Here is a 26,721-nt window from a genome sequence, read left to right on the forward strand (position 1 = left end):
GTTCACCGCGGTGCCATACGGATGGCGCCGTCGAGGCGAATGGTCTCGCCGTTGATGTAGCCGTTCTCGAGGATGTTCGTGGCCAGCTGCCCGAACTCGTCGGGCCGGCCCAGACGCGACGGGTTGGGCACGGTCGCTTCGAGCGACTTGCGGACGTCCTCGCGCAGGCGGGCGAGCAGCGGGGTGTCCATGATGCCGGGGGCGATGGTGTTGACGCGGATGCCCTTGCTGGCGAGGTCGCGTGCGGCGACGATCGTCATGCCGACGATGCCGGCCTTGGACGCCGAGTAGTTGATCTGGCCGATCTGGCCCTCGAAGGCCGCGACGGAGGCCGTCATGACGACGGCGCCACGCTCGTCCTCGATGAGGTCGAGTTCGGCCATGCGCTCGGCGCCGAGGCGCAGCGCGTTGAACGAGCCGATGAGGTTGAGGCGGATCACGAACTCGAAGTCCTCGAGCGAACCGGCCTTGCCCTCCTTGTCGAGGATGCGCATCTTGCGTCCGGCGCCGGCGCAGTGCACGACACCGCGCAGGCCGCCGCGCTCGTGCGCGACGTCGAGAGCCGCAGCGAACTGCTCCGAATCGGTCACGTCGCCGGGGGCGAAGACGGCGCCGTCGCCGAGCTCCTTGGCGATCTCCTCACCGTTCGAGCCGGGCAGGTCGATGAGGGTGACGTTGCCGCCGGCGGCCAGGACGCGACGTGCCGTGGCGAGACCGAGACCGGACGCTCCGCCGGTGACGGCAACGGACAGACCCTTGAGTTCCATAGTGTTTCCTTCGGATTCGTAGCAGCTGGGTGACGTGAGATCAGAGCAGTTCGAGGATGGTGGCGTTGGCCATGCCGCCGGCCTCGCACATCGACTGCAGGCCGTAGCGGATGCCGTTGTCGCGCATGTGGTGCACGAGGCGGGTCATGAGAATCGCGCCGGAGCCCCCGAGGGGATGGCCGACACCGATCGCGCCGCCGAGCGGGTTGAGGCGGTCGGGCTTCGCGCCGATCTCGACCTGCCATGCCAGCGGCACCGGTGCGAAGGCCTCGTTGATCTCGAAGGCGCCGATGTCGTCGATGGACAGACCGGAACGCTCGATGGCCTTCTCGGTGGCGGGGATGGGGCCGGTGAGCATGACGACCGGGTCGTCGGCGGCGACGACGGCGGTGTGGATGCGTGCGAGCGGGGTCCAGCCCTGCGCCGCGGCGTATTCGCTGGTGGTGATGAGCAGGGCGCCGGCACCGTCGGAGATCTGCGAGGAGTTGCCGGCGTGGATCACGCCGTCCTCCTTGAAGACGGTCTCGAGCTTGGCAAGCGACTCGACGGTGCCGCCGCGGCGGATGCCCTCGTCGGTGGTGAACTCGCCGACCACGGCGATCTGGCCGGTGAAGGCGCCCGCGTCGGTGGCGGCTGCGGACAGTTCGTGCGAGCGCAGCGAGAATTCGTCGAGCTGCGTGCGGGAGAAACCCCACTTCTCGGCGATCATCTCGGCGCCGATGCCCTGGCTGAAGCCGCCGACCTCGAAGCGGTCGAGCACGTTCTGCGGGAAGTGCTGACCGTCCTTGCCGGCGCTGCCCATCGGCACACGGCTCATGGACTCGACACCACCGGCGATCACGACGTCGTTCTGGCCGGAGATGACGGTCGCGGCGGCGAAGGACACGGCCTGCTGGCTCGATCCGCACGCCCGGTTGATGGTGGTGGCGGGTACGGTGACCGGCCATCCGGCCGCGAACACGGCGCTGCGCGAGACGATTCCGGCCTGGTCGCCGACCTGGCTCACACAACCCCACTGGACGTCGTCGATCGTGGCGGGATCGAGGCCGGTCCGCTCCGCCAGTGCGGTCAGCACGTGGGCGGACAGGTTGACGGGGTGGATCTCGGACAGTGCACCACCGCGACGTCCGATGGGGGAACGGACGGCGTCGACGATCACGGCATCGCGCATGCGAATCGGTCCTTTGCTGTTGCGGGACACGGTTGCCGGGCAACCGTGGTGGGAAAAGACGACCGGCCGGGTGGTGGTCCTCACATTCGAGGAGACCATGCACCCGGCCGGTAGGGGTAAGTCTTTCGGCGGAAGCTTCCGTTAGGCGGAAGCTATGCCGAACAGGTCAGGCGGCTGCCCGGATGATCTTGCGGTCGCGCTCCGGGTCGGCCAGGAAGAGCACCAGGATCGCGGCGAGCGCACCGAGTGCACCGATGACCTGGAAGGCCGTTGCATAGCCCTCCGCCGCGGTGGCGGCGTTGTCGACGAGGACACCCGTGCCGTAGGGGGCAACGAGACCGCCGACCGCCATCAGCGCGAGGAAGACGCCCATCGTGCCGGCGGTCTGCTGCGGCGGGCACAACTCGGAGATCGCGGCGTTGATCAGCGGGAACGCGATGGCGCCGAAGCCGTAGCCGATGGAGACGACCGCGACGGCCAGAGCCGGCGTACCGATGGACGGGAGGAAGACCAGGATGGCACCGCAGATGAGCACACCGACGGCGGGCACGATGATGCGGACGACCCGCGAGCGGTAACCCTTGGCGCTGAGGCGGTCGGTGACCGTGCCCGAGCTGATCATGAGGAACAGACCGATGATGGACGGCAGGGCGAACATCGAGCCGGCCTGCAGAGCGCTGTAGCCGAGACCGACCTCGAAGTAGGACGGCAGCCAGGTCAGGACGACGGTGGTGAGCGCGTAGACGACCATGATCAGGATCGCGCAGCTGATGAAGGTGCGAGTGAGGAAGATCTTGCGCCACGGCACGGACGGTTCGGTCTGCGCGGCGGAAGCGGCGGTCTCGGCGCCCTTGACGGCCCGGGTCGTGTAGGGGCCTTCCTTCCAGCCGAGGAGCCAGCAGCCCATCCAGATCGCACCGAGGATCGACAGCGAGATCAGCGCGGCACGCCATCCCCATTCGACGGTGATGAAGGTCAGGACGGGAGCGAGGGCGATCTTGGCGACCGAGGCGGAACCGGCCAGGAAGGCGCCGGGCAGGCCACGCTTGGCCGGCGGGTGCCACGAGTACGCGGCGGTGTGCATGAGCGCCGAGCTCGGTCCTTCGGCGAGACCGAGCAGCATGCGGGTGACGACCAGCATCGCGAAACTCGCACCGACGACCAGCGGCAGCATGACGAGCGACCAGGTCAGGCCGAGGGCCAGCAGGGCCCAGCGGAGGGTCATGTACTTGTTCAACGGCCCGGCGAAGAAACCGCCGACGGTGAATGTGACGAAGAACAGCGACCCGACCAGGCCGATCTGGGAGGAGCTCATGCCGAGCTCACGCGCCAGAGGCTGGGCGATGATGCCGAGGACGGCCTTGTCGGCGTAGTTGACGACGTAGAGGAAGATGACCAGGCCGGTCATGCTCCACGCGCGGCCGGGGGTCACGAGAGGTGTCGAGCCGGTCGTCGGCCGACCGGGCCCGCCGGCGGCTGCCGACTTGTCGTGCGCGATTTCGCCTGTGGTCACTGGGAGTCCCTTCAGAACTCGAGCGGGATGGCCGACTTACGAACGATCGGTATGTCGCTGTCGGAAGAACGTCACGCCTGGCGTCTGCATGTATTGAACGTGAGCCATGTCACCTGAAGCAAAGAGCGGGAGGCGAACGAATCGATCACTGAAACCTATGACTCATCACACGGCGGATTCAGGCCGCATCGAGTATTGGTCTGCGCTAACCGAGCGATAGCCGATCGGTGCTGTTCCGGGCGGCAAAACCTGGGCATGCTGACTGTGCCCGAAACAATCTGCGACGAGGACGAGCGAGCCCAGCATGAACTCCACCGCTTCCACCGACGAGCTGCCCTCGTCCACTGCACCCCTCGCGGGAGTGCGCGTGGTCGAGGTGTCCAGCTTCGTGGCCGCACCCCTGTGCGGCATGACCCTGGCCGCGCTCGGCGCCGACGTGATCCGGGTCGACCCGATCGGCGGCGCTGCCGACTACCGCCGCTGGCCGGTCACCGACGGCAACGAGTCGATCTACTGGGCCGGCCTGAACAAGGGCAAGCGATCGCTTGCAGCGGATTTCCGTAGCCCGGAGGCACAGAACCTGATCCGCGACCTGATCATCGATGCCGGCGTGCTGGTCACCAACGCCGCCGGTCGCTCGTGGCTCGACTACGACGAACTCGCCGCGATCCGCCCCGACCTGATCCACGTGCAGGTCCTCGGTCGCGCCGACGGCACCGGCGCCGTCGACTACACCGTCAACGCCGCCGCCGGTTTCCCGCAGGTCACCGGTGCCGAGAACGTCTCGACTCCGGTCAACCACGTGCTGCCCGCCTGGGACGTCTCGTGCGGCCTGTACGCGGCCCTGTCGGTTGCCTCGGCCGTCTACCGTCGCGAGATCACCGGCGCCGGAACGAGAGTCGTTCTCCCGCTCGAGGACGTCGCGTTCGCGACCGTCGGCAATCTCGGCTACATCGCCGAGGCCCAGCTCGGCCGCCCCGTCCGGGAGAAGGTCGGCAACTCCGTCTACGGCACCTACGGCGCCGACTTCGCCACCAGCGACGGCGCACGCTTCATGCTCGTCGCGCTCACGCCGCGCCACTTCCGCGATCTCACCGAGCTCACCGGCACCGCCGAGGCCGTGGCCGCACTCGAATCCGCCCTGGACGTCGACTTCCGCGACGAGGGCACCCGGTTCGAGCACCGCCACGTGCTCAACAGCCTGTTCGGCGCCTGGTTCTCGCGCCACACCGCCGACGAGGTCGAGACGGCGCTGGGCGGCACCTCGGTCCTGCACGAGCGCTACCGCACGTTCGCCGAACTCGCCGCCGACCCGCGCGTGACCGACAACCCGATGTTCCACAAGCTCGACCAGCCGCGCATCGGCAGCTACCACGCCCCGAGCACCCCGATGTCCTTCGACGGCCGGTACCCCGAGGTCCGCCCCGCGCCGGCCAACGGCGACGACACCGCCGAGGTGCTCACCGAACATCTCGGGCTGACCGACGACGAGATCGACGCCCTCGCAGCATCCGGCACCATCCGCATCTCCCGGAAAGAGCACGCATGACCCGCCTCGCCCAGACCCTCGGTCTGACGGAATTCCAGTCCGAGATCCTCGACACGGTCCGCACCTTCGTCGATCGCGAGATCATCCCGAACGCTCAGGAACTCGAGCACTCGGACACCTACCCGCAGGCCATCGTCGACCAGATGCGCGAGATGGGCCTGTTCGGGCTGATGATCCCCGAGGAGTACGGCGGGCTCGGCGAGTCGCTGCTGACCTACGCGCTGTGCGTCGAGGAACTCGCCCGCGGCTGGATGAGCGTCTCCGGCGTCATCAACACGCACTTCATCGTCGCGTACATGATCCGCCAGCACGGCACCGAAGAGCAGAAGCAGTACTACCTGCCCCGCATGGCCACCGGCGAGGTCCGCGGCGCGTTCTCGATGTCCGAGCCCGAACTCGGCTCCGACGTCGCCGCCATCCGCACCAAGGCCGAGCGCGACGCCGACGGCAACTACGTCATCAACGGCCAGAAGATGTGGCTGACCAACGGCGGCAGCTCCACCCTCGTCGCCGTCCTGGTCAAGACCGAGGAAGGCTCCGACAAGCCCCACAAGAACCTGACCACCTTCCTGGTCGAGAAGCCTGCCGGCTTCGGTGAGGTCGTCCCGGGTGTCACCATCCCCGGCAAGATCGACAAGATGGGGTACAAGGGCATCGACACCACCGAGCTCGTCTTCGACAACTACAAGGCCTCGGCCGATTCGATCCTCGGTGGGGAGCCCGGCAAGGGCTTCTTCCAGATGATGGACGGTGTCGAGGTCGGCCGTGTCAACGTCTCGGCCCGCGCGTGCGGTGTCGCGATCCGCGCCTTCGAGCTCGCCGCCCGCTACGCCCAGCAGCGCACCACCTTCGGCAAGCCCATCGCCCAGCACCAGGCGATCTCGTTCTCCCTCGCGGAGATGGCCACCAAGGTCGAGGCCGCCCACCTGATGATGGTCAACGCCGCGCGTCTGAAGGACTCGGGTGAGCGCAACGACGTCGCCGCCGGTATGGCCAAGTACCTCACCAGCGAGTACTGCTCCGAGGTCACCCAGGCCGGCTTTCGCATCCACGGCGGCTACGGCTACTCGAAGGAGTACGAGATCGAGCGCCTCATGCGCGAGGCTCCCTTCCTGCTCATCGGCGAGGGCACCAGTGAGATCCAGAAGACGATCATCAGCAAGGGCGTGCTGCGCAGCTACGCACTGTAAGGTGCTCCCCCACAATCACATCCATCCCTGGAAGGACAACGCGTGAAGCGCACGCTGTACAACGAGGATCACGAGGCGTTCCGGCAGACCGTCCGCGACTTCATCGCGAAGGAGGTCGTGCCCGTCTACCCCGAGTGGGAAGAGACCGGCCATCCTCCGCGCGAGTTCTACAGCCGCATGGGCGAACTCGGGCTCCTCGGCATCCAGGTTCCCGAGGAGTACGGCGGAGGCGGCGAGACGTCGCTGAAGTTCAACGTGATCCTCGCCGAGGAGGCGTCGGCGGCCGGTGTGTCGTTCGGTTCGTCGTCGGTGCACTCGAACCTGATCCTGCCGTACATCATGCAGAACGCCACCGAGGAGCAGAAGCAGCGCTGGCTCCCCGGGTTCGCCTCGGGTGAGCTGATGTTCGCCATCGCGATGACCGAGCCGGGCACCGGTTCCGACCTCGCCAACATCGCGACCACCGCGAAGCTCTCGGAGGACGGCAGCCACTACGTCCTCAACGGCGCGAAGACGTTCATCACCGGCGGTGCTCTCGCCGACCGCATTCTCGTCGTGGGCCGCACCTCGCCGTACAACCCCGAGGACCGTCGCGGTGGCCTGTCGATCCTGGTGGTGGACACCAAGAGCGAGGGCTTCGCGGTCGGACGGAAGCTCCACAAGATCGGTCTCAAGACCTCGGACACCGCCGAGCTGTCGTTCGACGACGTGAAGGTGCCGGTCGCCGATCTGCTCGGCAAGGAGGGCGAGGCGTTCTCGTACCTGACGCAGAACCTCGCGCAGGAGCGTCTCACCATCGCGTTCGGTGCTGCCGCCACCGCGGCCGCGGCGATCCAGCACGCCATCGCATACACCAAGGACCGCAAGGTCTTCGGCAAGCCGGTCGCGTCCTTCCAGAACACCAAGTTCGTGCTCGCCGAGTGCTCGACCGAACTGCAGGCCATGCAGATCATGGTCGACAACGCGATCGAGCTCAACGACCGCGACGAACTGACGGTGCCCGACGCCGCCCGCGCGAAGCTGTTCGCGACGGAGGCCGCCGGCCGCATCATCGACAAGTGCCTGCAGCTGCACGGCGGCTACGGCTACATCACCGAGTACCCCATCGCCCGCCTCTACGCCGACACCCGCGTGACCCGCATCTACGGCGGCACCAACGAGGTCATGAAGACGATCATCGCCAAGGATCTGGGACTGTAGGTCTTCTGTAGTTCTTCGGTGGAGTGGGCCCCGCTACCGGGGGTTCACTCCACCGAAGTCGTTTCCGACTATCGTTTCCCGCCATGCGGCTAGTCGTGAAGACCAAGAGGGTGATCGAAGCCCACCTGAACAATTCGGGCTCTTCGCAGTTAGCAGTGGCATTGACGCCGACTGGGTGTGCTCCGCCGGGAGCGGCGGGTGCAGGCCCACCGTACCCTGCGTCGCTGGTTGTCGGGGTTGCGGAATCCGAATGCGATCCGCCCGACGTGCTTGACGATTCGGTTGTAGCCCTCGCTGCGCGCGTTGGACAGGCCCGTCTGGATGGCCCGGACGATGGGGTCCTGCCAGGTCTCGACGGTGCGGGCCAGCGCGGTGACCTCGGGCACCGAGCAGGCCGCACAGAACTTGTAGAACCGATACAACGCGGCCCGGATCTCGTGCCGCAGCCCGCCGCGGGCGGTGCACGCGAGCAGGTCCCGCAGCAGCTCCTTGGCGATCCAGGCGGCGGCGATCTCCTCGCTGGGGTCGGCGGCGAGCAGCTTGGTGAACAGCTCGGTGCGCTGCTCGGCGGTGAGAGTCTCGGCGCCGCGCAGCAGCCGGCGACGGTTGATCCATTCGACATCGGACTTGCGGCCGCGCCGACCGCGGTGGGTCTGGGTGACCCGCCGGCGCACCGCATCGACGACTTCGTTGGCCTTCTTGACCAGGTGGAACCGGTCGACCACCAATTCGGCGTGCGGCAGCGCCTCACGTACCGCCTTGGCGTAGACCGACGACAGGTCGATAGTGATGTGGGTGATCTGCCGTCGCCACTGCTCGTCGCGTGCGTCGAGCCAGTCGATCACCGTCGCCGCGCTGCGGCCGTTGACCTGGGCGAGCAGGCCCTGATCGCCGCCGATGTCGACCAGGCCGGTGTCCCACCGGTCCACCCACCGCCGGGTTCCGGTGACCGGGTCGGTCTCCCACTTCGCCTTGCCGCGGCGGGTCTCGTCGATACCGAGGACGGTCACCGGCCCGGGCTCGTCGTCGAGGACGGTGTCGGCGACGGTGACGACCCGATCGTGGACGGTGTGCCAGCCGCACCGGTACTCGGCGGCGACGGCGGCCACCGAGCGGTCGTCGTCGAGGACGGCCGCGGCCATCATCGTCTTCGCCCGCGGGGTGACCCTGCTGCGGGGAGGGATGCCGGGCACGGACTCGGTGAACACCTTCCGATCGCATGAGGTGTTGGTGCACAACCACTTCCGCTTGTCCCATTCGAGTCGGGGGCGGTCGGGGCCGACCTGCACGTCGCGGGGACGGGTGGTCACCCAGCCCTTCGACCGTGTCGATTTCTGCCCGCACTGCGGGCACACCCCGACCCACCGGGGGTCGGTGCCGAGCCGGACGATCCGGCTGCCGTCGTCGAGGCGCCGCACCGATTCGACGACGACGCCGTCGAGATCGAGCAGCAGTGAACCACTACTGTGGAGCATGCCCGCGTTCCTTGCTGGTCTGGTTGCCTGAAGAACACCCAGCTCACAAGGGCGCGGGCCCTTTTTCAATCACCGACACGGCACGGGGTCGGACAACATCACGCCCCTACGAAGTGCGAAGAGCCACAATTCGTCCGTCCGGGCCCTGTCGGGGTCGATGGTGGCGTACGAGGGCCAGGTCGGTTTCAAGTCCGCCGGTTTCGGTGGTGGCGAGGGTGTTCTCTCCGGGCTGCGGCAGCGCGCGACGGGTGAGGGGCTCTCGCTCATGGAGTGCAGCGGCACGGGCGTCGTCTACTTCGCGCACCAGGCGCAGGACGTCACGGTGCTGGAGCTGAACAACGAGACGCTGCAGGTCGAGTCCGAGCAGCTGCTGGCGCTGAGCGGGAATCTGAACACGAACGTGACGTTCGCGGGTCTGCGCGGCGGCATGAGCGGTCAGGGTCTGTTCACCACGACGGTGACGGGGACCGGGCAGGTCGCGCTGCTCTCCGCCGGGGGCCCGCTCATCCATCTCGAGGTGTCGCCGCAGTATCCCCTCGTCGTCGATCCCGACGCCTTCGTGTGCGCGAAGGGGCAGCTCACGCAGTCGTTCGTCACCGACGTGTCGTGGCGCTCGGCCATCGGTCAGGGCAGCGGCGAGGCGTTCTCCCTCGAGTGGGTCGGCGTGGGCGTGGTCTCCATCCAGCCGGCGGAACGGTAGGAACAGATGAGCTTCACGAAGATCAACGGCAAGGTCGTGCGCGTCGACCTGCGGCAGTCCGGTCCCGTCGTGGCCCGCCGCGGCGCGATGCTGTTCTACACCGGCAACGTCCGGTTCTCCCCCCACGGTGTTCCCGGTGGCGTCGGGGGCGCTCCGGGTCTCGGTGGTCTCGCCGGTATGGCGGGACGCATGCTGCAGGGTGAGCACGAGGCCACGATGCTCGCGCAGGGCGACGGTGTCGTGCACTACGGCTTCCGCGGTCTCGAGACGCACATCGTCGACATGTCCGCGGGCGGTGAGCTGCGGGCGGAAGCGTCGCGCCTGCTCGCCCACACCACCGGTCTGCAGTCCACGGTCGTCTCGGTGGCCGCCGCCTCCGGTGGGGGCGGTGGCGGCGGGGGTCTGCTCGGGGCGCTGCGCGGCGCCGCCACCGGAGCGATGACCGGCACCGGCATGTTCACCACCCAGCTGATCGGCCAGGGCGCGGCGGTGCTGCTCGCCCATGGCGGCGTGTTCGAGCTTCAGGTGGGTGGTCCGACGCCCGTGGTCGTCGACCCGCAGGCGTTCGTGGCGTCCTACGGCCCGGTCCGCACCGAACTGAAGTCGTCGATGAGCTGGCGGAACGTCGGTCGCACCGGTGGGGAGGCCATGCAACTCGAGTGCAGCGGACAGGGCATCGTCTACGTGCAGGCATCGGAGGAGAAGCTGTGAGTACCGTTCTGAACCCGTCGAGCTTCGGCGGCAGCGACAACGTGCCGGGCAACCCCTACGCCTACTGCATCGACCTGCAGACGCCCTGGTTCCTGTCGAAGGGCGCGATGATCGCGTACTACGGTCAGGTGCAGTTCTCGGCACTCACCCACGGGCTGCAAGGACACCTGCTGCACATGGTGGCCCAGCAGTTCTCCGCTCCGCTCTATCTCGGCGACTACGTCGTGGCCGAAGGCTTCGGGAAGCTGATCATCGGCGACCGCGGATACGACATCAACTCGTACGACCTCGACGACGGCAACCTCACGATCCGGCAGGCCAATCTGCTGGCCTTCGAACCTGGCCTGTCGCTCAACCAGTCGATCGTCCCGGGTTTCCTCACCCTCATCGGTACGGGCCGTTTCCTCGCGTCGTCGAACGGGCCGGTGATGTTCGCCGAGCCGCCGCTGCGGGTCGACCCGGAGGCGCTCGTCGGGTGGGCCGACTGTCCGTCCCCCAGCCATCACTACGACGAATCGTGGATCACCGGATTCGTCTCGGCCGGGGCGCGGCGTTTCGGTGTGCAGTCCGGTGAGGAACGGCAGTTCGATTTCACCGGTGCCGGCACCGTCCTGATCCAGTCGAGCGAGAAGGTCCTCGACGATTCGTCGCTGGTGCGCACGATCGAGAACCAGATCCCAGGCCTCACCTCGCCCGGTCTGCACCGGATCAACCAGGTGGTCTCGCAACACCTGCAACAGCAGTAGCTGCAGTATCACACCCTGGGGCGGACCTGGGCATAACACGGATCCGACCCCCTCCTTCTGTGACTACGATCACAAGCTAGGCTAGCCTAAGCCGATGTAAGGTTTGGGCAACCTAAGTGAGTGTTCCCTCGGTCGCAGAAAGGTGGCTCTGATGATCGTCTGCAGTTGCCACGCTCTTACCCACCACCACATCGAGGCAGAGGTGGCTGCGGGAGCACGCTGTACCCGCGAGGTGAGCGCCAAGTGCCGCGCCGGCACCGATTGTGGCAGCTGCGTCCGGAACATCTCCGCGATCATCCGGCAGGCTCGCGAGCGGAATGAGACCATCGAACTCGAGACCGCCGTGTAGCCAGCCCCTACCCGGCGGTAAACCTGATGGTTCACCCCGGGAGGTGCCATGAAGGGCGACAAGAAGGTCATCGAGTTGCTCAACGAACAACTCACCGCCGAGCTCACCGCGATCAATCAGTACTTCCTGCATTCGAAGATGCAGGACAACCGCGGATGGGCGAAACTCGCGAAGCACACTCGTGACGAGTCGTTCGACGAGATGCGTCACGCCGAGAGACTCACCGATCGGATCCTCTATCTCGACGGACTCCCCAACTACCAGCGCCTCGGGGCGTTGCGTCTGGGTCAGACCGTCAAGGAGATGCTCGAGGCCGACCTGCAGGTGGAGATCGAGGCCCGCGACCGGCTCCGGAAGGGAGCCGAGTACATGCGCTCGGTCAGCGACATCACCTCGGCCAACATCTTCGAGGAGATCCTCGCCGACGAGGAAGAACACATCGACTATCTCGAAACCCAGCTCGATCTGATCGAGCAGCTCGGCGAACCGCTGTACCTCGCCCAGCACATCTCTCCGCCGGAATAATCCGGCACAGCAGAACGGGCCGCGGCATTGCGCCGCGGCCCGTTCTCTATGCTGTGGGACACACCAGCTTGTCGACGGTGAGAGGAAGACCATGAGCGATTCGTCCGTGACCGTGGTGAACAACGCCGAGAAGCAGAGGTACGAAGTCCGGGACGACGACGCCGTCGTCGGATACACCCAGTACCACCCCGACGACGACGGTCGCCTCGTCTTCGACCACACCGAGATCGACAAGGGTTACTCCGGTCAGGGACTCGGAGGCAAGCTCGTCGGTTTCGCCCTCGACGACGTCCGCGAACGCGGCAAGCGCATCGTCGCGATCTGCTCGTACGTCGACAAGTTCATCGAGAAGCACCCGGACTACCGGGATCTGACCGACTAGACATGCACGCGGGCGCTGGTCAGTTCCCCGCGCGGTTGCGCAGGTCGAGTGCGACGTCGGTGATCATGTCCTCCTGCCCACCGACGAGGCCGCGACGGCCGATCTCGACGAGGATGTCGCGGGTGTCGAGACCGTAGATGCTCGCGGCGGTCTCGGCGTGACGCAGGAAGCTCGAGTACACGCCGGCGTAGCCGAGGGTGAGGGTCTCGCGGTCGACCTGCACCGGACGGTCCTGCAGCGGGCGCACGAGATCGTCGGCGGCGTCCTGCAGCCCGAACAGATCGCACGAGTGCTTCCAGCCGAGCAGGTCGGCGACGGCGACGAAGGGCTCGATCGGGCAGTTGCCGGCACCGGCACCGTGTCCGGCCAGCGACGCGTCGACGCGGATGACGCCTTCCTCGACGGCACACACGGAGTTGGCGACCGACAGCGACAGGTTCTGGTGCGCGTGGATGCCGATCTGCGTGGTCTCGTTCAGGACCTCACGGTAGGCACGCACACGCTCGCGAACACCGTCCATCGTGAGGCGTCCGCCGGAATCGGTGACGTAGACGCAGTCGGCGCCGTAGGACTCCATGAGCTTCGCCTGGCGGGCGAGCTCCTCGGACGGGGCCATGTGCGACATCATCAGGAAGCCGGACACGTCCATGCCCAGCTCTTTCGCCGCGGCGATGTGCTGCGCGGAGACGTCGGCCTCGGTGCAGTGCGTCGCGATGCGCACCGACCGCACGCCGATCTCGTAGGCACGCTTCAGCTCGTGGACGGTTCCGATACCGGGCAGGAGCAGCGTGGTGAGCGTGGCCGAATTGATCGCTCCGGCAGCGGCTTCGAGCCACTCCCAGTCGGTGTTGCTGCCGGGACCGTAGGTCAGCGAGTGACCGGCGAGACCGTCGCCGTGGGAGACCTCGATGGCATCCACACCAGCACGGTCGAGCGCACCGGCGATCTTCGCGACGTCCTGTGGCGTGATGCGGTGGCGGATGGCGTGCATGCCGTCGCGCAGGGTCACGTCCTGGATGTACAGAGCCGTTCCGTCGCTTGCGAATTCGCGAGGCGTCGTCGTTGCCGCGGTCATGCCGTCACCTGATCCTTCGTGCGTGCCGCCACGGCGCGTGCGACCTGCAGCGCCGCGGAAGTCATGATGTCGAGATTGCCCGCGTACTCGGGCAGGTAGTGCGCTGCGCCCTTGACCTCGAGGAACACCGCGACCTTCCACAGAGGGCCGGTGTGGTCGGTGAGCGTCTCCATGGGCTCGGTGACCTCGGTGAACTGCACCTCCTGCTTGAGGGTGTAGCCGGGCACGTATTCCTGGACCTTCGCGACCATCGCCTCGACGGACGCGACGATCTCGTCCTTGCGGTCCTCACCGACGAGAGCGAGCACGGTGTCGCGCATGATCATCGGCGGCTCGGCCGGGTTGAGGATGATGATCGCCTTGCCGCGCGTGGCGCCACCGATCTTCTCGATGGCCTGCGAGGTGGTCTCGGTGAACTCGTCGATGTTGGCGCGGGTGCCGGGGCCGGCCGACTTCGAGGAGATCGAGGCGACGATCTCGGCCCAGTGCACCTTGGTGACCTGCGAGATGGCCGCGACGATCGGGATGGTGGCCTGGCCACCGCAGGTGACCATGTTGACGTTCGGGGCGTCGAGGTGCTCGGTGAGGTTCACCGGCGGCACCGTGTACGGGCCGATCGCGGCCGGCGTCAGGTCGATGAGCATCTTCCCGTGGGGGCGCAGGACCTTCTCGTTGTACTCGTGGGCCTTCGCCGAGGTTGCGTCGAAGACGATCTCGATCTCGTCGAAGCGCGGGTGCTCGACGAGTCCTTCGACACCGGTCGAGATGGCGTCGATGCCGAGGCGCTTCGCCCGTGCGAGGCCGTCGGATTCGGGATCGATGCCGACGAGGGCGACGGTTTCGAGTTCGGCGTCGGCCAGTCGCTTGATCTTGATGAGCAGGTCGGTGCCGATGTTGCCCGACCCGATGACGGCAACCTTGGTGGTCATGAGTTCTCCTGTGCGGTGGAGCTTTCGGAAGAGAAACGCGCGGTGACGGTGCCGAGCGAGGAGATCTCGGCGCGGACCGTGACGCCGGGCGGCGCCGGAACCATCGGGCCGAGTGCCCCCGACAGCACGACCTGCCCTGCGCGCAGGGGCTGCCCGAACTCGCGTGCCGTGCGCGCGAGCCACAGCAGGGCGTTCAGCGGATCGCCGAGGCAGGCTGCGCCGTTGCCCTCGGAGACGAGCTCGTCGTCGACGTACATCCGCATGGTGGCGTCGATCGGCTCGAACTCGTCGAGGGTGAGCGTCTGCGAACCGAGCACGTACAGGCCGCTGGATGCGTTGTCCGCGACCGTATCCGTGATCTTGATGTCCCAGCCGGCGACGCGGCTGTCGACGATCTCGAGAGCGGCAACCGCGTGGCCGACGGCGGCGCGGACGGTCGCGAGATCGAGATCGTCCGAGTCGAGGTCGGCGGAGAGGACGAAGGCGATCTCGGCCTCGGCCTTCGGCTGCAGCAGGCGCTCACTGGGCACCTCGTCGAGAGCGGTGACGTCCATGTCCTCGAAGAGGACACCGAAGTCGGGGCGGTCGACACCGAGCTGCTGCTGCACCGCCGGGGAGGTCAGGCCGATCTTGCGTCCGACGATGCGGGCACCTTCGACGAGCCGGCGGTCGGTGAGCTGCTGCTGCACCGCATACGCCAGGTCGATGTCGGTCTCCCCGAGCAGGTCGCGGACCGGACCGCACGGTGTGGAGCTGCGTGTGGCCTCGATGAGACGGTCGGCCGCCGCACCGGCGATGCGGGTGCGATCCGCCGCTGATGTGGTGTTGGAGCTGGTAGTCATCACGTCCTCGTCGTTCGATGGATTACGACCATCGTGGCGGCGAGGTCCGCCCCCGTACAGGGGGTCGTTCCGGTGAGTGGAACGTGCGCGCTCAGAGGTTGCGAATGGCCTCGCGGCGGGCGTGGGTGGCGGCGATACCCGCGGCGGCGGCCTTCACCGCTCCCTCGTGCTTCTCCGGACGGAACCGGGTGACGGGACCGGTGACGCTCACCGCCGCGATGGGACGCTCGTCCGCGTCGAGGATCGGGGCGGCGACACAGGCCAGGCCGACCGCGGACTCCTCGAACTCGAAGGCCACCCCGCGCTCGAGCACGGTCGCGAGATTCGCCCCGAGCCGCCCGGGGGTCGTGATGGTGCGGGGAGTCTTGCGCGCCAATCCGGCCTCGACCACCTCGGCCAGCAGCTCCGGTGGGGAGAACGCGAGAAGAGCCTTGCCTATCCCGGTGCAGTACATGGGCATTCGCCCACCGATCCGGGACGGCGTGGACGCGGGGCGATGTCCGCCGATCTTCGAGACATAGACGACCTCGACACCCTCGGGGACGCCGAGGTGCACGGTCTCGTGGGTGCGCTCGTAGAGGTCCTCCATGAACGGGATGGCGACCTCGACCAGGCCCCGCTCGAGGGAGGCGCGCAGGCCCAGTTCGAAGAGCTGCCCGCTCAGGCGGTAACCGGCCGGGTCCTTGTCGAGCAACCGGACGGCGACGAGGTCGCCGACGACGCGGTGCAGCGTCCCCTTCGGCAGACCGGTGCGTCGACCCAGTTCGGCGAGGGTGAGGACGTGGTCGTCGGCGGTGAACGCCCACAGCACGGTGACGACCTTGCCGAGCACCGTGTTGGTGTCCACCCCGTCGCCCGGCGGGCGGGCATGCACCGGCGACTCGCGCTGTCCTTCCACGTGGCTCAGGTTAGGACACCAGCACCGTGTGGCGGTCGGGACCCACAGCCGCCCGGACCCGGTGCCCGCCCCTGGCATCCTGGATGTGTGACCGAGCGCAAGCGGTGGGATCTGACGTTCGAGACGTGGATCGAACGGCAGATCCGCGTGGCGCAGGACCGGGGCGATTTCGACGATCTGCCCGGTTACGGCAAACCCATCCCCGACCACGGCGACGACGAGCTGTGGTGGGTGAAGAGTTATCTGGCGCGCGAAGGTCTTTCAACGGAGGCTCTGCTGCCGCCCGAATTGCAGTTGCGGCGCGAGATCGAGCGGCTGCCCGGCACGGTCGGGTCGGCTCCCAGCGAGAAGGTGGTGCGCGAGATCGTCTCCGATCTCAACCGGCGGATCGCCGACTGCCTGCGGTTCCCGAGCGGACTGCCCGTGCCGATCCACAAGGTCGACGCCGAGGAGATGGTGGAGGTGTGGACCGTCGAGCGGGCGCGTCGTCGTGAGGAGGCCCGCACGGCTCTGAACTCGACGCGACCCCGGCTCGAAACGGAGTCCGAGGCCGGGGCCGTGCGCAGGGGGTGGATCTTCCGGTGGTTCCGCAGGCGGAACCGGCCGGTCGTCAGGGAAGGGTGAGCGGTGCTCCGGTCGCGGCGCGCACCTGCTCCTCGGTGACGCCGGGGGCGCACTCGGTCAGGACGAGGCCGTCGGCGGCCACGTCGATCACCGCAAGATTGGTGATGATGCGCTGGACCACGCCCTCACCGGTGAGCGGCAGCGAGCACTCCGAGACGATTTTCGGGTTGCCCTGCTTGTCCGTGTGCTCCATGAGCACGATGACCGTGCGGGCGCCGTGGACGAGGTCCATCGCCCCGCCCATGCCCTTGACCATCTTTCCGGGCACCATCCAGTTGGCCAGATCGCCGGTGGCCGAGACCTCCATGCCGCCGAGCACGGCGGTGTCGATGTGGCCGCCGCGGATCATGCCGAAGCTCAGCGCCGAGTCGAAGAAGGCAGCGCCGGGGTTGACCGTCACGGTCTCCTTGCCGGCGTTGATCAGGTCGGGATCGACCGAGTCCTCGGTGGGGTACGGCCCGGTTCCCAGGATGCCGTTCTCACTGTGCAAGGTGACGTGCACACCCTCGGGCAGGTAGTTGGGGATCAGGGTCGGCAGGCCGATACCGAGGTTGACGTACTCCCCCGGCGCGAGTTCCTGCGCGGCGCGCGCGGCCATCTGTGTGCGCGTCCAGCCGAGTGTCTCGACAGCTGTGGTCATGTTCTACGCTCCCTTCGCGGCGCTGACGGTGCGCTTTTCGATCTGCTTGTCCTGGACACCGGTGTGCACGACCCGGTTCACGAAGATTCCCGGCAGGTGCACCTCGCCCGGATCGATCTCGCCCGGCTCGACGAGTTCCTCGACCTGGGCGATGCACACGCGGCCGGCCATCGCGGCGAGCGGGTTGAAGTTCATCGCGGCCTTGTTGAACACGAGGTTGCCCTCGGTGTCGCCCTTGAGGGCGTGCACGAGCGAGAAGTCGGCGGTGATGGACTCCTCGAGCACGTACCGCTTGCCGCGGAACTCGCGGATCTCCTTCGCCGGCGACGCCACCGCGACCGAACCGTCGGCGTGGTACTTCCACGGCAGTCCGCCCTGCGAGATGGGCGTGCCGACGCCGGCGGGGGTGAAGAAGGCGGGGATGCCTGCGCCACCGGCGCGGAGCTTCTCGGCGAGGGTGCCCTGCGGGGTCAGCTCGACCTCGAGCTCACCCGAGAGGTACTGCCGGGCGAATTCCTTGTTCTCCCCGACATACGACGCGGTGACCCGGCGGATGCGCTTGCTGCCCAGCAGGATTCCGAGACCGTGGCCGTCGACACCGCAGTTGTTGGAGAACACCTCGAGGTCGGTGGCCCCGGCGTCGGCGATGGCCCGGATCAGGATGTCGGGGATACCGCACAGTCCGAATCCGCCCACCGCGAGCGTCGCACCGTCACGGATGTCGGCGACGGCCTCCGCCGCCGTCTCGAACACTTTCGTTGCCAACTCTCACCTCTCGGGTTTCCGGGGGAGCCGCCGGGCTCCGCTGGACAAATCACGTCCACTGGATGAACGCAGTCGCATGCTTGGTTTCTACTAAAGAGTCTGCAGGTGGCGAACACAAGTACCTGCCGGAATCTCTCTGAAATTGATCGTTCATCGAACAGAGACGCTATATGCGTTCACTGAGTGGACGTAGAATCGAGGCATGTCGTCCGATGCACGGGGTCAACTGGTCGCGCGGATCGCCGCCCTGCTGCGCACCGTCTCGTCGCACGAACCGGAAGGGGTGACGACCTCGGAGGTCGCCCGCACCACCGATCTCGCCCGGCCCACGGTGCACCGGCTGCTCAGCTCGCTCGCCGACGAGGGGCTCGTCGACCGGGATCCGGCGTCGGGACGCTGGGCCCTCGGACCCGAGCTCTACCTGCTGGGATCGCTCGCCTCCGTGCGCTACGACATCACCGATCTCGCGGGCGACGTGCTGCGCGATCTGGCGCGCGCGACCGGCGAGAGCGCCTTCCTCTCCGCGCGGCGGGGCGACGAGACGGTCTGTCTGGCGATGGAGGAGGGCAGCTTCCCGCTGCGTTCGCACGTGCTCCACATCGGGATCCGGTTCCCGCTCGGGGTGGCGTCGGCGGGGCTGGCGATCCTCGCGCACATGCCCGATCAGGAGATCGAGGCGCATCTGTCGCGGGTGGATCTCACGCAGGATTGGGGACCGGACCACGCGCGACCCGCACTGGAGAAACGGATCGAGACGACACGGCTGACCGGCTACGCCGTCAATCCGGCACTGATCGTCGAGGGCAGTTGGGGAATGGGCGCCGCGGTGTTCGATCACCGCGGCGCCCCGACCTGGGCGTTGAGTCTGACCGGCGTGGAGAGCCGGTTCCGGCCCGATCGTGTGCCCGAACTCGGTGAGGCGCTGCTCGACAGCGCCCACCGTCTCACTCAGTTGTTGCGTCACCGTCCCCGGTGACACGCGGTCATGCCGAGGCGGCGGCCGACGCGCGCTGCAGCACGCGCTCGGCGTGACGCAGCACCGGGGCGTCGACCATCTTCCCTTCGAAATCGAAGACGCCGCGTTCCGATTCGGCGGCCTCGAGAACGCGCCGCGCCCACGCCTCCTCCTCGGGGGTGGGCGCGTACGCCCGGCGGACGACGTCGACCTGGCTCGGGTGGATCGACACCTTGATGTCGAATCCGACCGCCACGGCGTCGAGCGCCTCCTCGTACAGGCCGTCGGTGTCCTTGATGTTCAGGTACACCGAGTCGAGCGCCCAGCGGGCGTGACCCTTCGCGGCGAGCAGGGTCACCGACCGGGCGTGTTGCGCGACCGCGCGGTACGTCCCGTCGGCGTGACGGCTCGCGTTGCCACCGAGTCCGGCGACGAGATCCTCGGCACCCCACATCATTCCGAGGGTGTTCTCGGCGACGGCGATGTCCTCCACCGCGAGCACCCCGAGGGGCGACTCGATGAGCGCGACCACCTCGAGCGGTGCGAGCGAGCGCACCTCGTCGCCGCTCTCGCACTTGGGCAGCATGACCCGCGTGTACGACGTGCGGCGCAGTGCCTCGAGATCGGCCTCGTGGTCGGCCGTGCCCACCGGGTTGACCCGCACCACGGTGCGTTCGGGGTCGAGCGGAGTGGCGATCAGCGCCTCACGGGCCGCCGGCTTGTCGGCCGGCGCGACGGCATCCTCGAGGTCGATGATCACCACGTCGGAACGTTCGGCGGCCTTGGCGTAGCGCTCCGGACGATCGGCGGGACAGAAAAGCCATCCGGGGCCGGGGAGTTCCCAGGTCATGTCGTGGGCCTCTTCTGGACCAGGGTCTTGCGCACGGCGACGGCGACGACATCGCCGTGCTGGTTGCGACCGGTGTGTTCGAGGGTGACGATGCCCTCCCCCGGCCGGCTCTTCGACTCGCGCTTGTCGACGATCTTCGTCTCGGCGTAGAGCGTGTCGCCGTGGAACAACGGCTTGGGGAAGGAGATCTCGGAGAACCCGAGATTCGCGACGATCGTGCCCTGCGTGAGCTGGGCGACCGACAGTCCCACGAGCGTCGAGAGCGTGAACATCGAATTGACCAGACGCTCACCGAAACTCGTCTCGGCAGCGTATGCGGCGTCGAGGTGTAGCGCCTGCGTGTTCATCGTCTGCGTCGTGAACAGCGTGTTGTCGGCCTCGGTGATCGTCCGGCCGGGGCGGTGCTCGTAGATCGCGCCGAGTTCGAACTCCTCGAACCACAGACCACGCTGGACGATCCGCTTCTCCACGGTGGTGTCGGTCTCGCTCACAGTCCCAGCTCCCGTCCGATGAGCATGAGCTGCACCTCGGTGGTGCCCTCACCGATCTCGAGGATCTTGCTGTCGCGGTAGTGGCGCGCCACGGCATACTCGTTCATGAAGCCGTAGCCACCGTGGATCTGCGTCGCGTCGCGCGCGTTGTCCATCGCGGCCTCGGACGCGACGAGCTTGGCGACGGCGGCCTGCTTCTTGAACGGCTTGCCGGCGAGCATCGCGGCGGCGGCGTCGTAGTAGGCGGTGCGCGCGGCGTGCGCACGTGCCTCCATGCGGGCGATCTTGAAGGCAATGGCCTGGTTGTTGCCGATCGGGCTGCCGAACGCCTCGCGCTCCTTGGCGTACTTCACCGATTCGTCGACGCAGCCCTGCGCGGCGCCGGTCGACAGCGCGGCGATGGCGATGCGGCCCTCGTCGAGGATGCGCAGGAAGTTGGCGTAGCCGCGGCCCCGCTCGCCGAGGAGGTTCTCCTCGGGCACCCGCACGTCGGCGAAGGTGAGCGGATGCGTGTCGGAGGCGTTCCAGCCGACCTTGTTGTAGGCGGGTTCGGCGGTGAAGCCCGGCGTGGAGGTCGGCACGAGGATCGTGGAGATCTCCTTCTTGCCGTTCTCCCGCACATCGGTGACGGCGGTGACGGTCACGAGCGAGGTGATGTCGGTGCCGGAGTTGGTGATGAACTGCTTGTTGCCGTTGATGATCCACTCGCCGTTCTCGAGCTTGGCGGTGGTCTTGGTGCCTCCGGCGTCGCTGCCCGCACCCGGTTCGGTGAGCCCGAAGGCCGCGAGGTTGCGGCCGCTCGCGAGCTGCGGCAGCCACTCCTGCTTCTGCTTCTCGTTGCCGAAGCGGTAGATCGGCATCGCGCCGAGCGAGACACCGGCCTCGAGGGTGATGGCGACGGACTGGTCGACCTTGCCGAGTTCCTCGAGCGCGAGGCACAGCGCGAAGTAGTCGCCGCCCATGCCGCCGTACTCCTCGGGGAACGGCAGGCCGAACAGGCCCATCTCGGCCATGCCCTGCACGACCTCGTAGGGGAACGAGTGCTCGGCGTCGTGCTTGGCGGCGACCGGCGCGACCACCGTGCGGGCGAAGTCGGCGACCGTCTTGCGCAGCTGCTCGTACTCGTCGGGAAGTTGGCCCGTGGCCAGGTATTCCGTCATCACTTTGTCTCTTCCGTGTCGGCGTGCGGGGTGATTCGCACGAGAAGTTGATCGACCTTGACCTGCTCACCGGCTGCCGCGAACAGTTCGACGGTGCCGTCGATGGGGGCGGTGAGCGAATGTTCCATCTTCATGGCCTCGACGACGACGAGCGTCTGCCCGGCCGTGACGGTGTCGCCGGGGGCGACGGACACCGCGATGACGGCGCCGGGCATCGGGCTCGTGATGTCGGCGTCGCCGGCGTGGGCGTCGTCGCCGCGCACCGATGCCTCGCGCACCTCGCGGACGGCGACGCTGCCGTGGCCGTCGGAAAGCCAGACCGCACCGTCGGATTCGCCGACGCGGTAGCTGTGACGCCGGCCGTCGAGCACGACCGCCAGATCGGAGCCGTGCAGCACGGCGCTGAACCGGTAGGTCTCGCCGTCCTCGACCTCGGCGACACCGGCCGCCGGAGTTCCGGTCAGGCGCACATGTGCGGTGCGGTCGCCGGAGGTGAGCCGCGACGTGACGGGCCGGTGGGCACCGACGCGCCATCCGTCGGGCACCGCCCACGGATCGGTGGTGTCGCCCGCCCAGCGGTCGAGCCACCGCAGGATGGCCGCGGCGACGAGCGTGGAATCGGCGGTCGTGGGGGCGGTGTAGTCGCCGAGTCGACGGTCGAGCAGGCCGGTGTCGAGCGCGCCGGCGATCACGTCGTCGTCGGCGAGCAGGAACCGCACGAAGTCGACGTTGGTGACGACGCCGAGCACGGCGGTCTGTGCGAGCGCCCGGTCGAGGCGGCGCAGCGCTCCGGCGCGGTCGTCGGCGTGGGCGATGACCTTGGCGAGCATCGGGTCGTAGTCGCTGCCGACCACGGTGCCGGCGCGGATGCCGGAGTCGACGCGCACGCGGGGACCGGTGACGTTCCCCGTCGCTGCGCTCGCCCCGAAAGGCTCGACGACATCGACGATCTCACCGCCGGTCGGAAGGAAGCCACGAGCCGGATCCTCGGCGTAGACGCGGGCCTCGATCGCGTGGCCGGTGAGGGTGATGTCGTCCTGGGTGAAGCCGAGCGGCTCGCCCGCGGCGATACGCACCTGCCACTCGACGAGGTCGAGGCCGGTGACCATCTCGGTGACCGGATGCTCGACCTGCAGTCGGGTGTTCATCTCCATGAAGAAGAACTCGTCCGGCTTGTCGGCGGAGACGATGAACTCGACGGTGCCGGCGCCGGTGTAGTCGACACTGCGCGCGGTGTTGCACGCGGCCTCACCGATGCGGGCGCGGGTGGCCTCGTCGAGCAGCGGCGAGGGCGCTTCCTCGATGACCTTCTGGTGCCGCCGCTGGAGACTGCACTCGCGCTCGCCGAGGTGGACGACGTTGCCGTGCGCGTCGGCGAGGACCTGGACCTCGATGTGCCGGGGGCGCTGGACGAACCGTTCGAGGAAGAGGGTGTCGTCACCGAACGCCGACGCCGCTTCGCGACGGGCGGATTCGAGCGCGGCGGGCAGATCCTTCGGGTCCTCGACGAGGCGCATGCCCTTGCCGCCACCACCGGCGGACGGCTTGACGAGCACGGGATAGCCGACTTCCTCGGCGCCCGCGATCAGTTCGTCGTCGCTCAGTCCGGGCCGGGAGATGCCGGGCACGACGGGAACGCCGAACTCCGACACCGCGGCCTTGGCGGTGATCTTGTCGCCCATGGTCTCGATGGCGTGGGCGGACGGGCCGAGGAAGGCGATACCGGCAGTGGCGCACGCGGCGGCGAAAGCCGAATTCTCCGAAAGGAATCCGTAGCCGGGATGGATGCCCTGTGCACCGGTGGCGAGCGCCGCGTCGATAACCTTGTCGATCACCAGATAGCTCTCGCGCGCCGCGGCGGGTCCGAGCAGCACCGCGGTGTCGGCCTCCTGCACGTGCCGGGCGTCGCGGTCGGCCTCGCTGAACACGGCGACCGAGCGGATGCCCATCGCCTTCAGGGTGCGGATGACGCGCACCGCGATCTCACCGCGGTTGGCGACCAACACCGTGTCGATCCGAGTCGTATCAGTCATGGGTGCACTCACATCCGGAAGACGCCGTAGGAGACCGGCTCTAGCGGGGCGTTGGCGCACACCGACAGTGCCAGTCCGAGAACTTTTCTGGTGTCTGCGGGATCGATGATGCCGTCGTCCCACAGGCGCGCGGTCGAGTAGTAGGGATTGCCCTGTTCCTCGTACTGGGCGCGGATCGGAGCCTTGAACTCCTCCTCCTGCTCGGCCGTCCAGGGCTTGCCCGAGGCATCGAGCTGGTCGGAGCGCACCGTGGCCAGCACCGAGGCGGCCTGCTCGCCACCCATGACGGAGATGCGGGCGTTGGGCCACATCCACAGGAAGCGAGGCGAATACGCGCGACCGCACATCGAGTAATTGCCGGCACCGTACGAGCCGCCGATGACGACGGTCAGCTTCGGCACCCGCGCGCACGCAACCGCGGTGACCATCTTCGCGCCGTGCTTGGCGATGCCGCCGGCCTCGTAGTCGCGGCCGACCATGAAGCCGGAGATGTTCTGCAGGAACACCAGCGGGATCGAGCGCTTGTCGCACAGTTCGATGAAATGCGCTCCCTTGACGGCGGATTCGCCGAAGAGAACGCCGTTGTTCGCGATGATGCCGACCGGGTGGCCGTGGATGCGTGCGAAGCCGGTGACGAGAGTCTTGCCGTATTCGGCCTTGAACTCGTGGAAGCTGCTGGATCCATGGCCGTCACCGCCGGCGCCGTCGACCACACGGTCGATGACCTCGTGCACGTCGTAGGGGATGCGCGAGTCGGTGGGCACCACGTCGTACAGCTCGGTGGGGTCGGCCTCGGGTTCGACGGTGGGTTCGACGTCCCACGGACGCGGGTTGCGCGGACCGAAGGTGGAGACGATGTCTCGCACGATGCGCAGCGCGTCGCGGTCGTCCTCGGCCAGGTGGTCGGTGACGCCGGAGACCTTCGAGTGCAGGTCGCCGCCGCCGAGCTCTTCGGCGGTGACGACCTCGCCGGTCGCGGCCTTCACCAGCGGCGGGCCACCGAGGAAGATGGTGCCCTGGTTGCGGACGATGACGGCCTCGTCGCTCATGGCGGGGACGTAGGCGCCGCCGGCGGTGCACGAGCCCATGACCGCGGCGATCTGCGGAATCCCCTTGGCGCTCATGGTGGCCTGGTTGTAGAAGATGCGGCCGAAGTGCTCGCGGTCGGGGAAGACCTCGTCCTGCCGCGGCAGGAAGGCGCCACCGGAGTCGACGAGGTACAGGCACGGCAGGTTGTTCTGCAGCGCGACTTCCTGCGCCCGAAGGTGCTTCTTGACCGTGATCGGATAGTAGGTGCCCCCCTTGACGGTGGCGTCGTTCGCGACGATCACGCACTCGCGGCCGGCGACGCGGCCGATGCCGGCGATCATGCCGGCGCCGGGACACTCGTCGTCGTACATGCCGTCGGCGGCGAGGGGCGACAGTTCGAGGAACGGGCTGCCCGTGTCGAGCAGTTCGTCCACGCGGTCGCGGGGAAGCAGCTTGCCGCGGGCGACATGCCGCTCCCGGGCTTTCTCGCTGCCACCCAGGGCTGCGGCAGCGAGCTTGTCTCGGAGCTCTCCGACCAGCTGTTCGTGCTGGTCGCGGCTGGTTGTCGAGGCCGTCTCAGCGGTTGTCACGGACACCATCCTCGGTAGATCGACTAATCGCCATTAACTGAAATCTAGGTTAGTTATGATTAACCGAGTTGTCCAGACCACACCGAGCGGAGATTTTCATGACCGAGTCCGCGATCGACGTCTCGACCGCATCGGGACGCCCGACGCGGCGTAGCCTCGCCAAGGCGGAACGCCGACGGGACCTCCTGCGTGCCGCGGCGCACCTGATCGCCGAACGCGGATTCCCCGGGGTCCGCCTCGAGGATCTCGGTGCGGCCGTGGGGATCAGCGGTCCCGCCGTGTACCGGCACTTCCCCAACAAGGACGCCCTGCTCGTCGAGATCCTCGTCGAGATCAGCCGCCGCCTCCTCGCAGGTGGCACGCAGGTCGCCGAGACGACGCCCGACCCGCGCGACGCCCTCGAGGGCCTGGTCGACTTCCATCTCGACTTCGCGCTGGGCGAGCCCGATCTCATCCGCGTGCAGGACCGCGAGTTCACGTCCCTCCCCGACGAGGGGCAGCGGGAGGTGAGGGTGACCCAGCGTCGCTACGTCGAGATCTGGGTCGACGCCCTGCGCCGCATCGACCCCGCACTGCCCGAATCCGATGCGCGCACGATGGCGCACGCGACCTTCGGACTCATCAACTCGACACCGCACAGCGCCGACCCGCGTTCCCCCGAAGGCACCCGCGCGGTGCTGCGACGCATGGCACTGGCAGCTCTCGCCGCGACCCCCTCGGCTCTCGCGGCAGAGCCGTCACGAACGGAGACCGCATGAGCTACTTCGAACGACTCGGCCCGACCTCCTTCCGCGCCACCGAACATGTCGGTGGGGCGTGGAACGAGGCGGAGCAGCACATCGCTCCCGCTCTCGGGCTGATCGCCCACGTCGTCGAATGCGACCGCGACGCGCGGCGCGACGACGACCTCACGATCGGACGCCTGTCGTACGACATCCTCGGCACCGTGCCCGTCGGTCCCGTCGTCACGACGGTCGAGGTCCTGCGGCCCGGACGCACCATCGAACTCGTGGAAGCGACCCTCGCCTACGACGGGCGCGCGATCGTGCGTGCGCGCGCGTGGCTGATGCAGACCCGTCCCACCGCGGAGATCGCCGGCACCACGCTGCAGCCGATTCCGACGCCCGAGGACTGCGAACCCTGGGACCCGACGACGCTGTGGCCGGGAGGATTCATCGACTCGGTGGAGGTGCGCCGCGTCTCGACCGCACCCGGACGGGCCTCGTTCTGGGTGCGCACCGGTCTCCCGCTCGTGGAGGGCGAGAAGGTCAGCGATCTCGCCGCCACGGCCGGCCTGTTCGACATCGCCAACGGCATGGCGGTGCGTGCCGATCCGAGAACGGTCGCCTTCCCCAACGTCGACCTGACCGCGCACCTGTTCGCCGAACCCCGCGGTGAATGGGTCGGCTTCGATACGTCGGTCTCGTTCGGCGCCGACGGCGTCGGCCTGACGAGCACGGTGCTGCACGATGCGACCGGACCGATCGGCACGATGTCCCAGATCCTCACGGTGCGGCCGATCTGAGCGGCCACACCGATCCGGTGACCTCGGGGTTCGGTGA

At 67.9% G+C, this 26,721-nt stretch carries 27 protein-coding genes and 1 pseudogene; 13 read left to right on the top strand and 15 right to left on the bottom strand.

Features of this window, described 5'->3' with window-relative positions; all coding sequences use genetic code 11:
* Positions 1 to 2 precede the first annotated feature (2 nt).
* The 3 genes from BO226_RS18930 to BO226_RS18940 form a co-directional block, all read right to left on the bottom strand.
* Positions 3 to 767 carry an SDR family NAD(P)-dependent oxidoreductase gene (locus BO226_RS18930; protein ID WP_024102416.1) on the bottom strand — a complete coding sequence of 255 codons (765 nt, stop codon included), beginning with the start codon at positions 765 to 767 and terminating at the stop codon, positions 3 to 5.
* Positions 768 to 807: 40 nt separating this feature from the next.
* Entirely contained in the window at positions 808 to 1,938 is a 1,131-nt protein-coding gene (locus BO226_RS18935; RefSeq protein WP_064256813.1) for a thiolase family protein, read from the bottom strand.
* Positions 1,939 to 2,104: 166 nt separating this feature from the next.
* Complete coding sequence (locus BO226_RS18940; protein ID WP_024102418.1) at positions 2,105 to 3,451, bottom strand: MFS transporter; 1,347 nt, start codon at positions 3,449 to 3,451, stop codon at positions 2,105 to 2,107.
* Between the two features lie 304 nt (positions 3,452 to 3,755).
* Here BO226_RS18940 and BO226_RS18945 point away from each other — a divergent pair, with 304 nt between their 5' ends.
* The 3 genes from BO226_RS18945 to BO226_RS18955 are packed head-to-tail and all read left to right on the top strand — an operon-like array spanning position 3,756 to position 7,390.
* Positions 3,756 to 5,000, top strand: coding sequence for a CoA transferase (locus BO226_RS18945; protein WP_064256812.1), 1,245 nt, complete (start codon positions 3,756 to 3,758; stop codon positions 4,998 to 5,000).
* A complete protein-coding gene (locus BO226_RS18950; RefSeq protein ID WP_064256811.1) occupies positions 4,997 to 6,190 on the top strand; it encodes an acyl-CoA dehydrogenase family protein in 1,194 nt (397 codons plus the stop codon). The genes BO226_RS18945 and BO226_RS18950 overlap by 4 nt, the downstream gene beginning before the upstream one ends.
* Before the next feature lie 42 nt (positions 6,191 to 6,232).
* Complete coding sequence (locus BO226_RS18955; protein WP_019290603.1) at positions 6,233 to 7,390, top strand: acyl-CoA dehydrogenase family protein; 1,158 nt, start codon at positions 6,233 to 6,235, stop codon at positions 7,388 to 7,390.
* A 149-nt stretch (positions 7,391 to 7,539) separates the two neighbouring features.
* Here the strand turns inward: BO226_RS18955 and BO226_RS18960 are convergent.
* Positions 7,540 to 8,912 (bottom strand): annotated as a pseudogene (locus BO226_RS18960) (ISL3 family transposase).
* A gap of 50 nt (positions 8,913 to 8,962) precedes the next feature.
* Between BO226_RS18960 and BO226_RS18965 the strand changes: the two are divergent.
* The 6 genes from BO226_RS18965 to BO226_RS18990 all read left to right on the top strand — a co-directional run bounded on the left by BO226_RS18965 (position 8,963) and on the right by BO226_RS18990 (position 12,278).
* Entirely contained in the window at positions 8,963 to 9,565 is a 603-nt protein-coding gene (locus BO226_RS18965; RefSeq protein ID WP_071935900.1) for an AIM24 family protein, read from the top strand.
* A gap of 6 nt (positions 9,566 to 9,571) precedes the next feature.
* Positions 9,572 to 10,276, top strand: a complete 705-nt coding sequence (locus tag BO226_RS18970; protein WP_019290601.1) for an AIM24 family protein — start codon at positions 9,572 to 9,574, stop codon at positions 10,274 to 10,276.
* Positions 10,273 to 11,022 (top strand): AIM24 family protein, encoded by a 750-nt coding sequence (locus tag BO226_RS18975; RefSeq protein WP_016693090.1) that lies wholly within the window; start codon positions 10,273 to 10,275, stop codon positions 11,020 to 11,022. The genes BO226_RS18970 and BO226_RS18975 overlap by 4 nt, the downstream gene beginning before the upstream one ends.
* Before the next feature lie 151 nt (positions 11,023 to 11,173).
* Positions 11,174 to 11,371, top strand: coding sequence for a (2Fe-2S)-binding protein (locus tag BO226_RS18980; RefSeq protein WP_019290600.1), 198 nt, complete (start codon positions 11,174 to 11,176; stop codon positions 11,369 to 11,371).
* A 48-nt stretch (positions 11,372 to 11,419) separates the two neighbouring features.
* A complete protein-coding gene (gene bfr / locus BO226_RS18985; protein ID WP_016693088.1) occupies positions 11,420 to 11,896 on the top strand; it encodes a bacterioferritin in 477 nt (158 codons plus the stop codon).
* A gap of 91 nt (positions 11,897 to 11,987) precedes the next feature.
* Positions 11,988 to 12,278, top strand: coding sequence for a GNAT family N-acetyltransferase (locus BO226_RS18990; RefSeq protein ID WP_064256810.1), 291 nt, complete (start codon positions 11,988 to 11,990; stop codon positions 12,276 to 12,278).
* Between the two features lie 19 nt (positions 12,279 to 12,297).
* On the opposite strand, the gene dmpG is transcribed toward BO226_RS18990, so the two are convergent.
* The 4 genes from dmpG to BO226_RS19010 form a co-directional block, all read right to left on the bottom strand.
* Complete coding sequence (gene dmpG / locus BO226_RS18995; RefSeq protein ID WP_064256809.1) at positions 12,298 to 13,353, bottom strand: 4-hydroxy-2-oxovalerate aldolase; 1,056 nt, start codon at positions 13,351 to 13,353, stop codon at positions 12,298 to 12,300.
* Positions 13,350 to 14,282: an acetaldehyde dehydrogenase (acetylating) gene (locus BO226_RS19000; protein ID WP_019290597.1), complete on the bottom strand. Its 933-nt coding sequence runs from the start codon at positions 14,280 to 14,282 to the stop codon at positions 13,350 to 13,352. The genes dmpG and BO226_RS19000 overlap by 4 nt, the downstream gene beginning before the upstream one ends.
* Entirely contained in the window at positions 14,279 to 15,124 is an 846-nt protein-coding gene (locus BO226_RS19005) for a 2-keto-4-pentenoate hydratase (protein WP_064256808.1), read from the bottom strand. Before BO226_RS19005 ends, BO226_RS19000 begins: the two co-directional genes overlap by 4 nt.
* A gap of 91 nt (positions 15,125 to 15,215) precedes the next feature.
* Positions 15,216 to 15,971: an IclR family transcriptional regulator gene (locus BO226_RS19010; protein WP_033097576.1), complete on the bottom strand. Its 756-nt coding sequence runs from the start codon at positions 15,969 to 15,971 to the stop codon at positions 15,216 to 15,218.
* 138 nt (positions 15,972 to 16,109) lie between these two features.
* On the opposite strand from BO226_RS19010, the gene BO226_RS19015 reads away from it, so the two are divergent.
* Positions 16,110 to 16,646, top strand: coding sequence for a J-domain-containing protein (locus tag BO226_RS19015; RefSeq protein WP_024102428.1), 537 nt, complete (start codon positions 16,110 to 16,112; stop codon positions 16,644 to 16,646).
* Here BO226_RS19015 and BO226_RS19020 read toward each other — a convergent pair.
* Both BO226_RS19020 and BO226_RS19025 read right to left on the bottom strand, forming a co-directional pair.
* Complete coding sequence (locus BO226_RS19020; protein WP_024102429.1) at positions 16,633 to 17,286, bottom strand: CoA transferase subunit B; 654 nt, start codon at positions 17,284 to 17,286, stop codon at positions 16,633 to 16,635. The genes BO226_RS19015 and BO226_RS19020 overlap by 14 nt on opposite strands.
* A gap of 3 nt (positions 17,287 to 17,289) precedes the next feature.
* On the bottom strand, positions 17,290 to 18,051 hold the full coding sequence (locus BO226_RS19025; protein ID WP_071935901.1) for a CoA transferase subunit A: 762 nt from the start codon (positions 18,049 to 18,051) through the stop codon (positions 17,290 to 17,292).
* 202 nt (positions 18,052 to 18,253) lie between these two features.
* On the opposite strand from BO226_RS19025, the gene BO226_RS19030 reads away from it, so the two are divergent.
* Complete coding sequence (locus BO226_RS19030; RefSeq protein ID WP_019290591.1) at positions 18,254 to 19,027, top strand: IclR family transcriptional regulator; 774 nt, start codon at positions 18,254 to 18,256, stop codon at positions 19,025 to 19,027.
* Between the two features lie 7 nt (positions 19,028 to 19,034).
* On the opposite strand, the gene BO226_RS19035 is transcribed toward BO226_RS19030, so the two are convergent.
* Genes BO226_RS19035 through BO226_RS19055 form a run of 5 tightly spaced genes read right to left on the bottom strand, consistent with a single transcriptional unit; the run spans position 19,035 to position 25,168 of the window.
* The gene (locus BO226_RS19035; protein ID WP_064256807.1) at positions 19,035 to 19,856 is read right to left on the bottom strand and encodes an HpcH/HpaI aldolase/citrate lyase family protein; all 822 of its coding nucleotides are present in this window, start codon (positions 19,854 to 19,856) and stop codon (positions 19,035 to 19,037) included.
* Entirely contained in the window at positions 19,853 to 20,347 is a 495-nt protein-coding gene (locus BO226_RS19040; protein ID WP_019290589.1) for a MaoC family dehydratase, read from the bottom strand. Before BO226_RS19040 ends, BO226_RS19035 begins: the two co-directional genes overlap by 4 nt.
* Positions 20,344 to 21,507 carry an acyl-CoA dehydrogenase family protein gene (locus BO226_RS19045; RefSeq protein ID WP_024102433.1) on the bottom strand — a complete coding sequence of 388 codons (1,164 nt, stop codon included), beginning with the start codon at positions 21,505 to 21,507 and terminating at the stop codon, positions 20,344 to 20,346. The genes BO226_RS19040 and BO226_RS19045 overlap by 4 nt, the downstream gene beginning before the upstream one ends.
* On the bottom strand, positions 21,507 to 23,540 hold the full coding sequence (locus tag BO226_RS19050) for an acetyl-CoA carboxylase biotin carboxylase subunit (protein ID WP_064256806.1): 2,034 nt from the start codon (positions 23,538 to 23,540) through the stop codon (positions 21,507 to 21,509). Before BO226_RS19050 ends, BO226_RS19045 begins: the two co-directional genes overlap by 1 nt.
* 8 nt (positions 23,541 to 23,548) lie before the next feature.
* Positions 23,549 to 25,168, bottom strand: a complete 1,620-nt coding sequence (locus BO226_RS19055; RefSeq protein ID WP_064256805.1) for a carboxyl transferase domain-containing protein — start codon at positions 25,166 to 25,168, stop codon at positions 23,549 to 23,551.
* A gap of 89 nt (positions 25,169 to 25,257) precedes the next feature.
* On the opposite strand from BO226_RS19055, the gene BO226_RS19060 reads away from it, so the two are divergent.
* The gene (locus BO226_RS19060; protein ID WP_006550756.1) at positions 25,258 to 25,917 is read left to right on the top strand and encodes an SACE_7040 family transcriptional regulator; all 660 of its coding nucleotides are present in this window, start codon (positions 25,258 to 25,260) and stop codon (positions 25,915 to 25,917) included.
* Positions 25,914 to 26,684, top strand: a complete 771-nt coding sequence (locus BO226_RS19065) for a thioesterase family protein (RefSeq protein ID WP_006550757.1) — start codon at positions 25,914 to 25,916, stop codon at positions 26,682 to 26,684. The genes BO226_RS19060 and BO226_RS19065 overlap by 4 nt, the downstream gene beginning before the upstream one ends.
* The last annotated feature ends 37 nt before the right edge of the window (positions 26,685 to 26,721 follow it).

Source organism: Rhodococcus sp. 2G, assembly GCF_001886355.1.
GTDB classification, from domain to species: domain Bacteria; phylum Actinomycetota; class Actinomycetes; order Mycobacteriales; family Mycobacteriaceae; genus Rhodococcus; species Rhodococcus pyridinivorans.

Bases quoted from the DNA above. Each gene is read 5' to 3' on its own strand.
- BO226_RS18930 (WP_024102416.1), bottom strand. From the start codon at position 767: ATGGAACTCAAGGGTCTGTCCGTTGCCGTCACCGGCGGAGCGTCCGGT.
- BO226_RS18935 (WP_064256813.1), bottom strand. From the start codon at position 1,938: ATGCGCGATGCCGTGATCGTCGACGCCGTCCGTTCCCCCATCGGACGT.
- BO226_RS18945 (WP_064256812.1), top strand. From the start codon at position 3,756: ATGAACTCCACCGCTTCCACCGACGAGCTGCCCTCGTCCACTGCACCC.
- BO226_RS18950 (WP_064256811.1), top strand. From the start codon at position 4,997: ATGACCCGCCTCGCCCAGACCCTCGGTCTGACGGAATTCCAGTCCGAG.
- BO226_RS18970 (WP_019290601.1), top strand. From the start codon at position 9,572: ATGAGCTTCACGAAGATCAACGGCAAGGTCGTGCGCGTCGACCTGCGG.
- BO226_RS18980 (WP_019290600.1), top strand. From the start codon at position 11,174: ATGATCGTCTGCAGTTGCCACGCTCTTACCCACCACCACATCGAGGCA.
- bfr (WP_016693088.1), top strand. From the start codon at position 11,420: ATGAAGGGCGACAAGAAGGTCATCGAGTTGCTCAACGAACAACTCACC.
- BO226_RS18990 (WP_064256810.1), top strand. From the start codon at position 11,988: ATGAGCGATTCGTCCGTGACCGTGGTGAACAACGCCGAGAAGCAGAGG.
- dmpG (WP_064256809.1), bottom strand. From the start codon at position 13,353: ATGACCGCGGCAACGACGACGCCTCGCGAATTCGCAAGCGACGGAACG.
- BO226_RS19000 (WP_019290597.1), bottom strand. From the start codon at position 14,282: ATGACCACCAAGGTTGCCGTCATCGGGTCGGGCAACATCGGCACCGAC.
- BO226_RS19005 (WP_064256808.1), bottom strand. From the start codon at position 15,124: ATGACTACCAGCTCCAACACCACATCAGCGGCGGATCGCACCCGCATC.
- BO226_RS19020 (WP_024102429.1), bottom strand. From the start codon at position 17,286: ATGACCACAGCTGTCGAGACACTCGGCTGGACGCGCACACAGATGGCC.
- BO226_RS19030 (WP_019290591.1), top strand. From the start codon at position 18,254: ATGTCGTCCGATGCACGGGGTCAACTGGTCGCGCGGATCGCCGCCCTG.
- BO226_RS19035 (WP_064256807.1), bottom strand. From the start codon at position 19,856: ATGACCTGGGAACTCCCCGGCCCCGGATGGCTTTTCTGTCCCGCCGAT.
- BO226_RS19045 (WP_024102433.1), bottom strand. From the start codon at position 21,507: ATGACGGAATACCTGGCCACGGGCCAACTTCCCGACGAGTACGAGCAG.
- BO226_RS19050 (WP_064256806.1), bottom strand. From the start codon at position 23,540: ATGACTGATACGACTCGGATCGACACGGTGTTGGTCGCCAACCGCGGT.
- BO226_RS19055 (WP_064256805.1), bottom strand. From the start codon at position 25,168: ATGGTGTCCGTGACAACCGCTGAGACGGCCTCGACAACCAGCCGCGAC.
- BO226_RS19060 (WP_006550756.1), top strand. From the start codon at position 25,258: ATGACCGAGTCCGCGATCGACGTCTCGACCGCATCGGGACGCCCGACG.
- BO226_RS19065 (WP_006550757.1), top strand. From the start codon at position 25,914: ATGAGCTACTTCGAACGACTCGGCCCGACCTCCTTCCGCGCCACCGAA.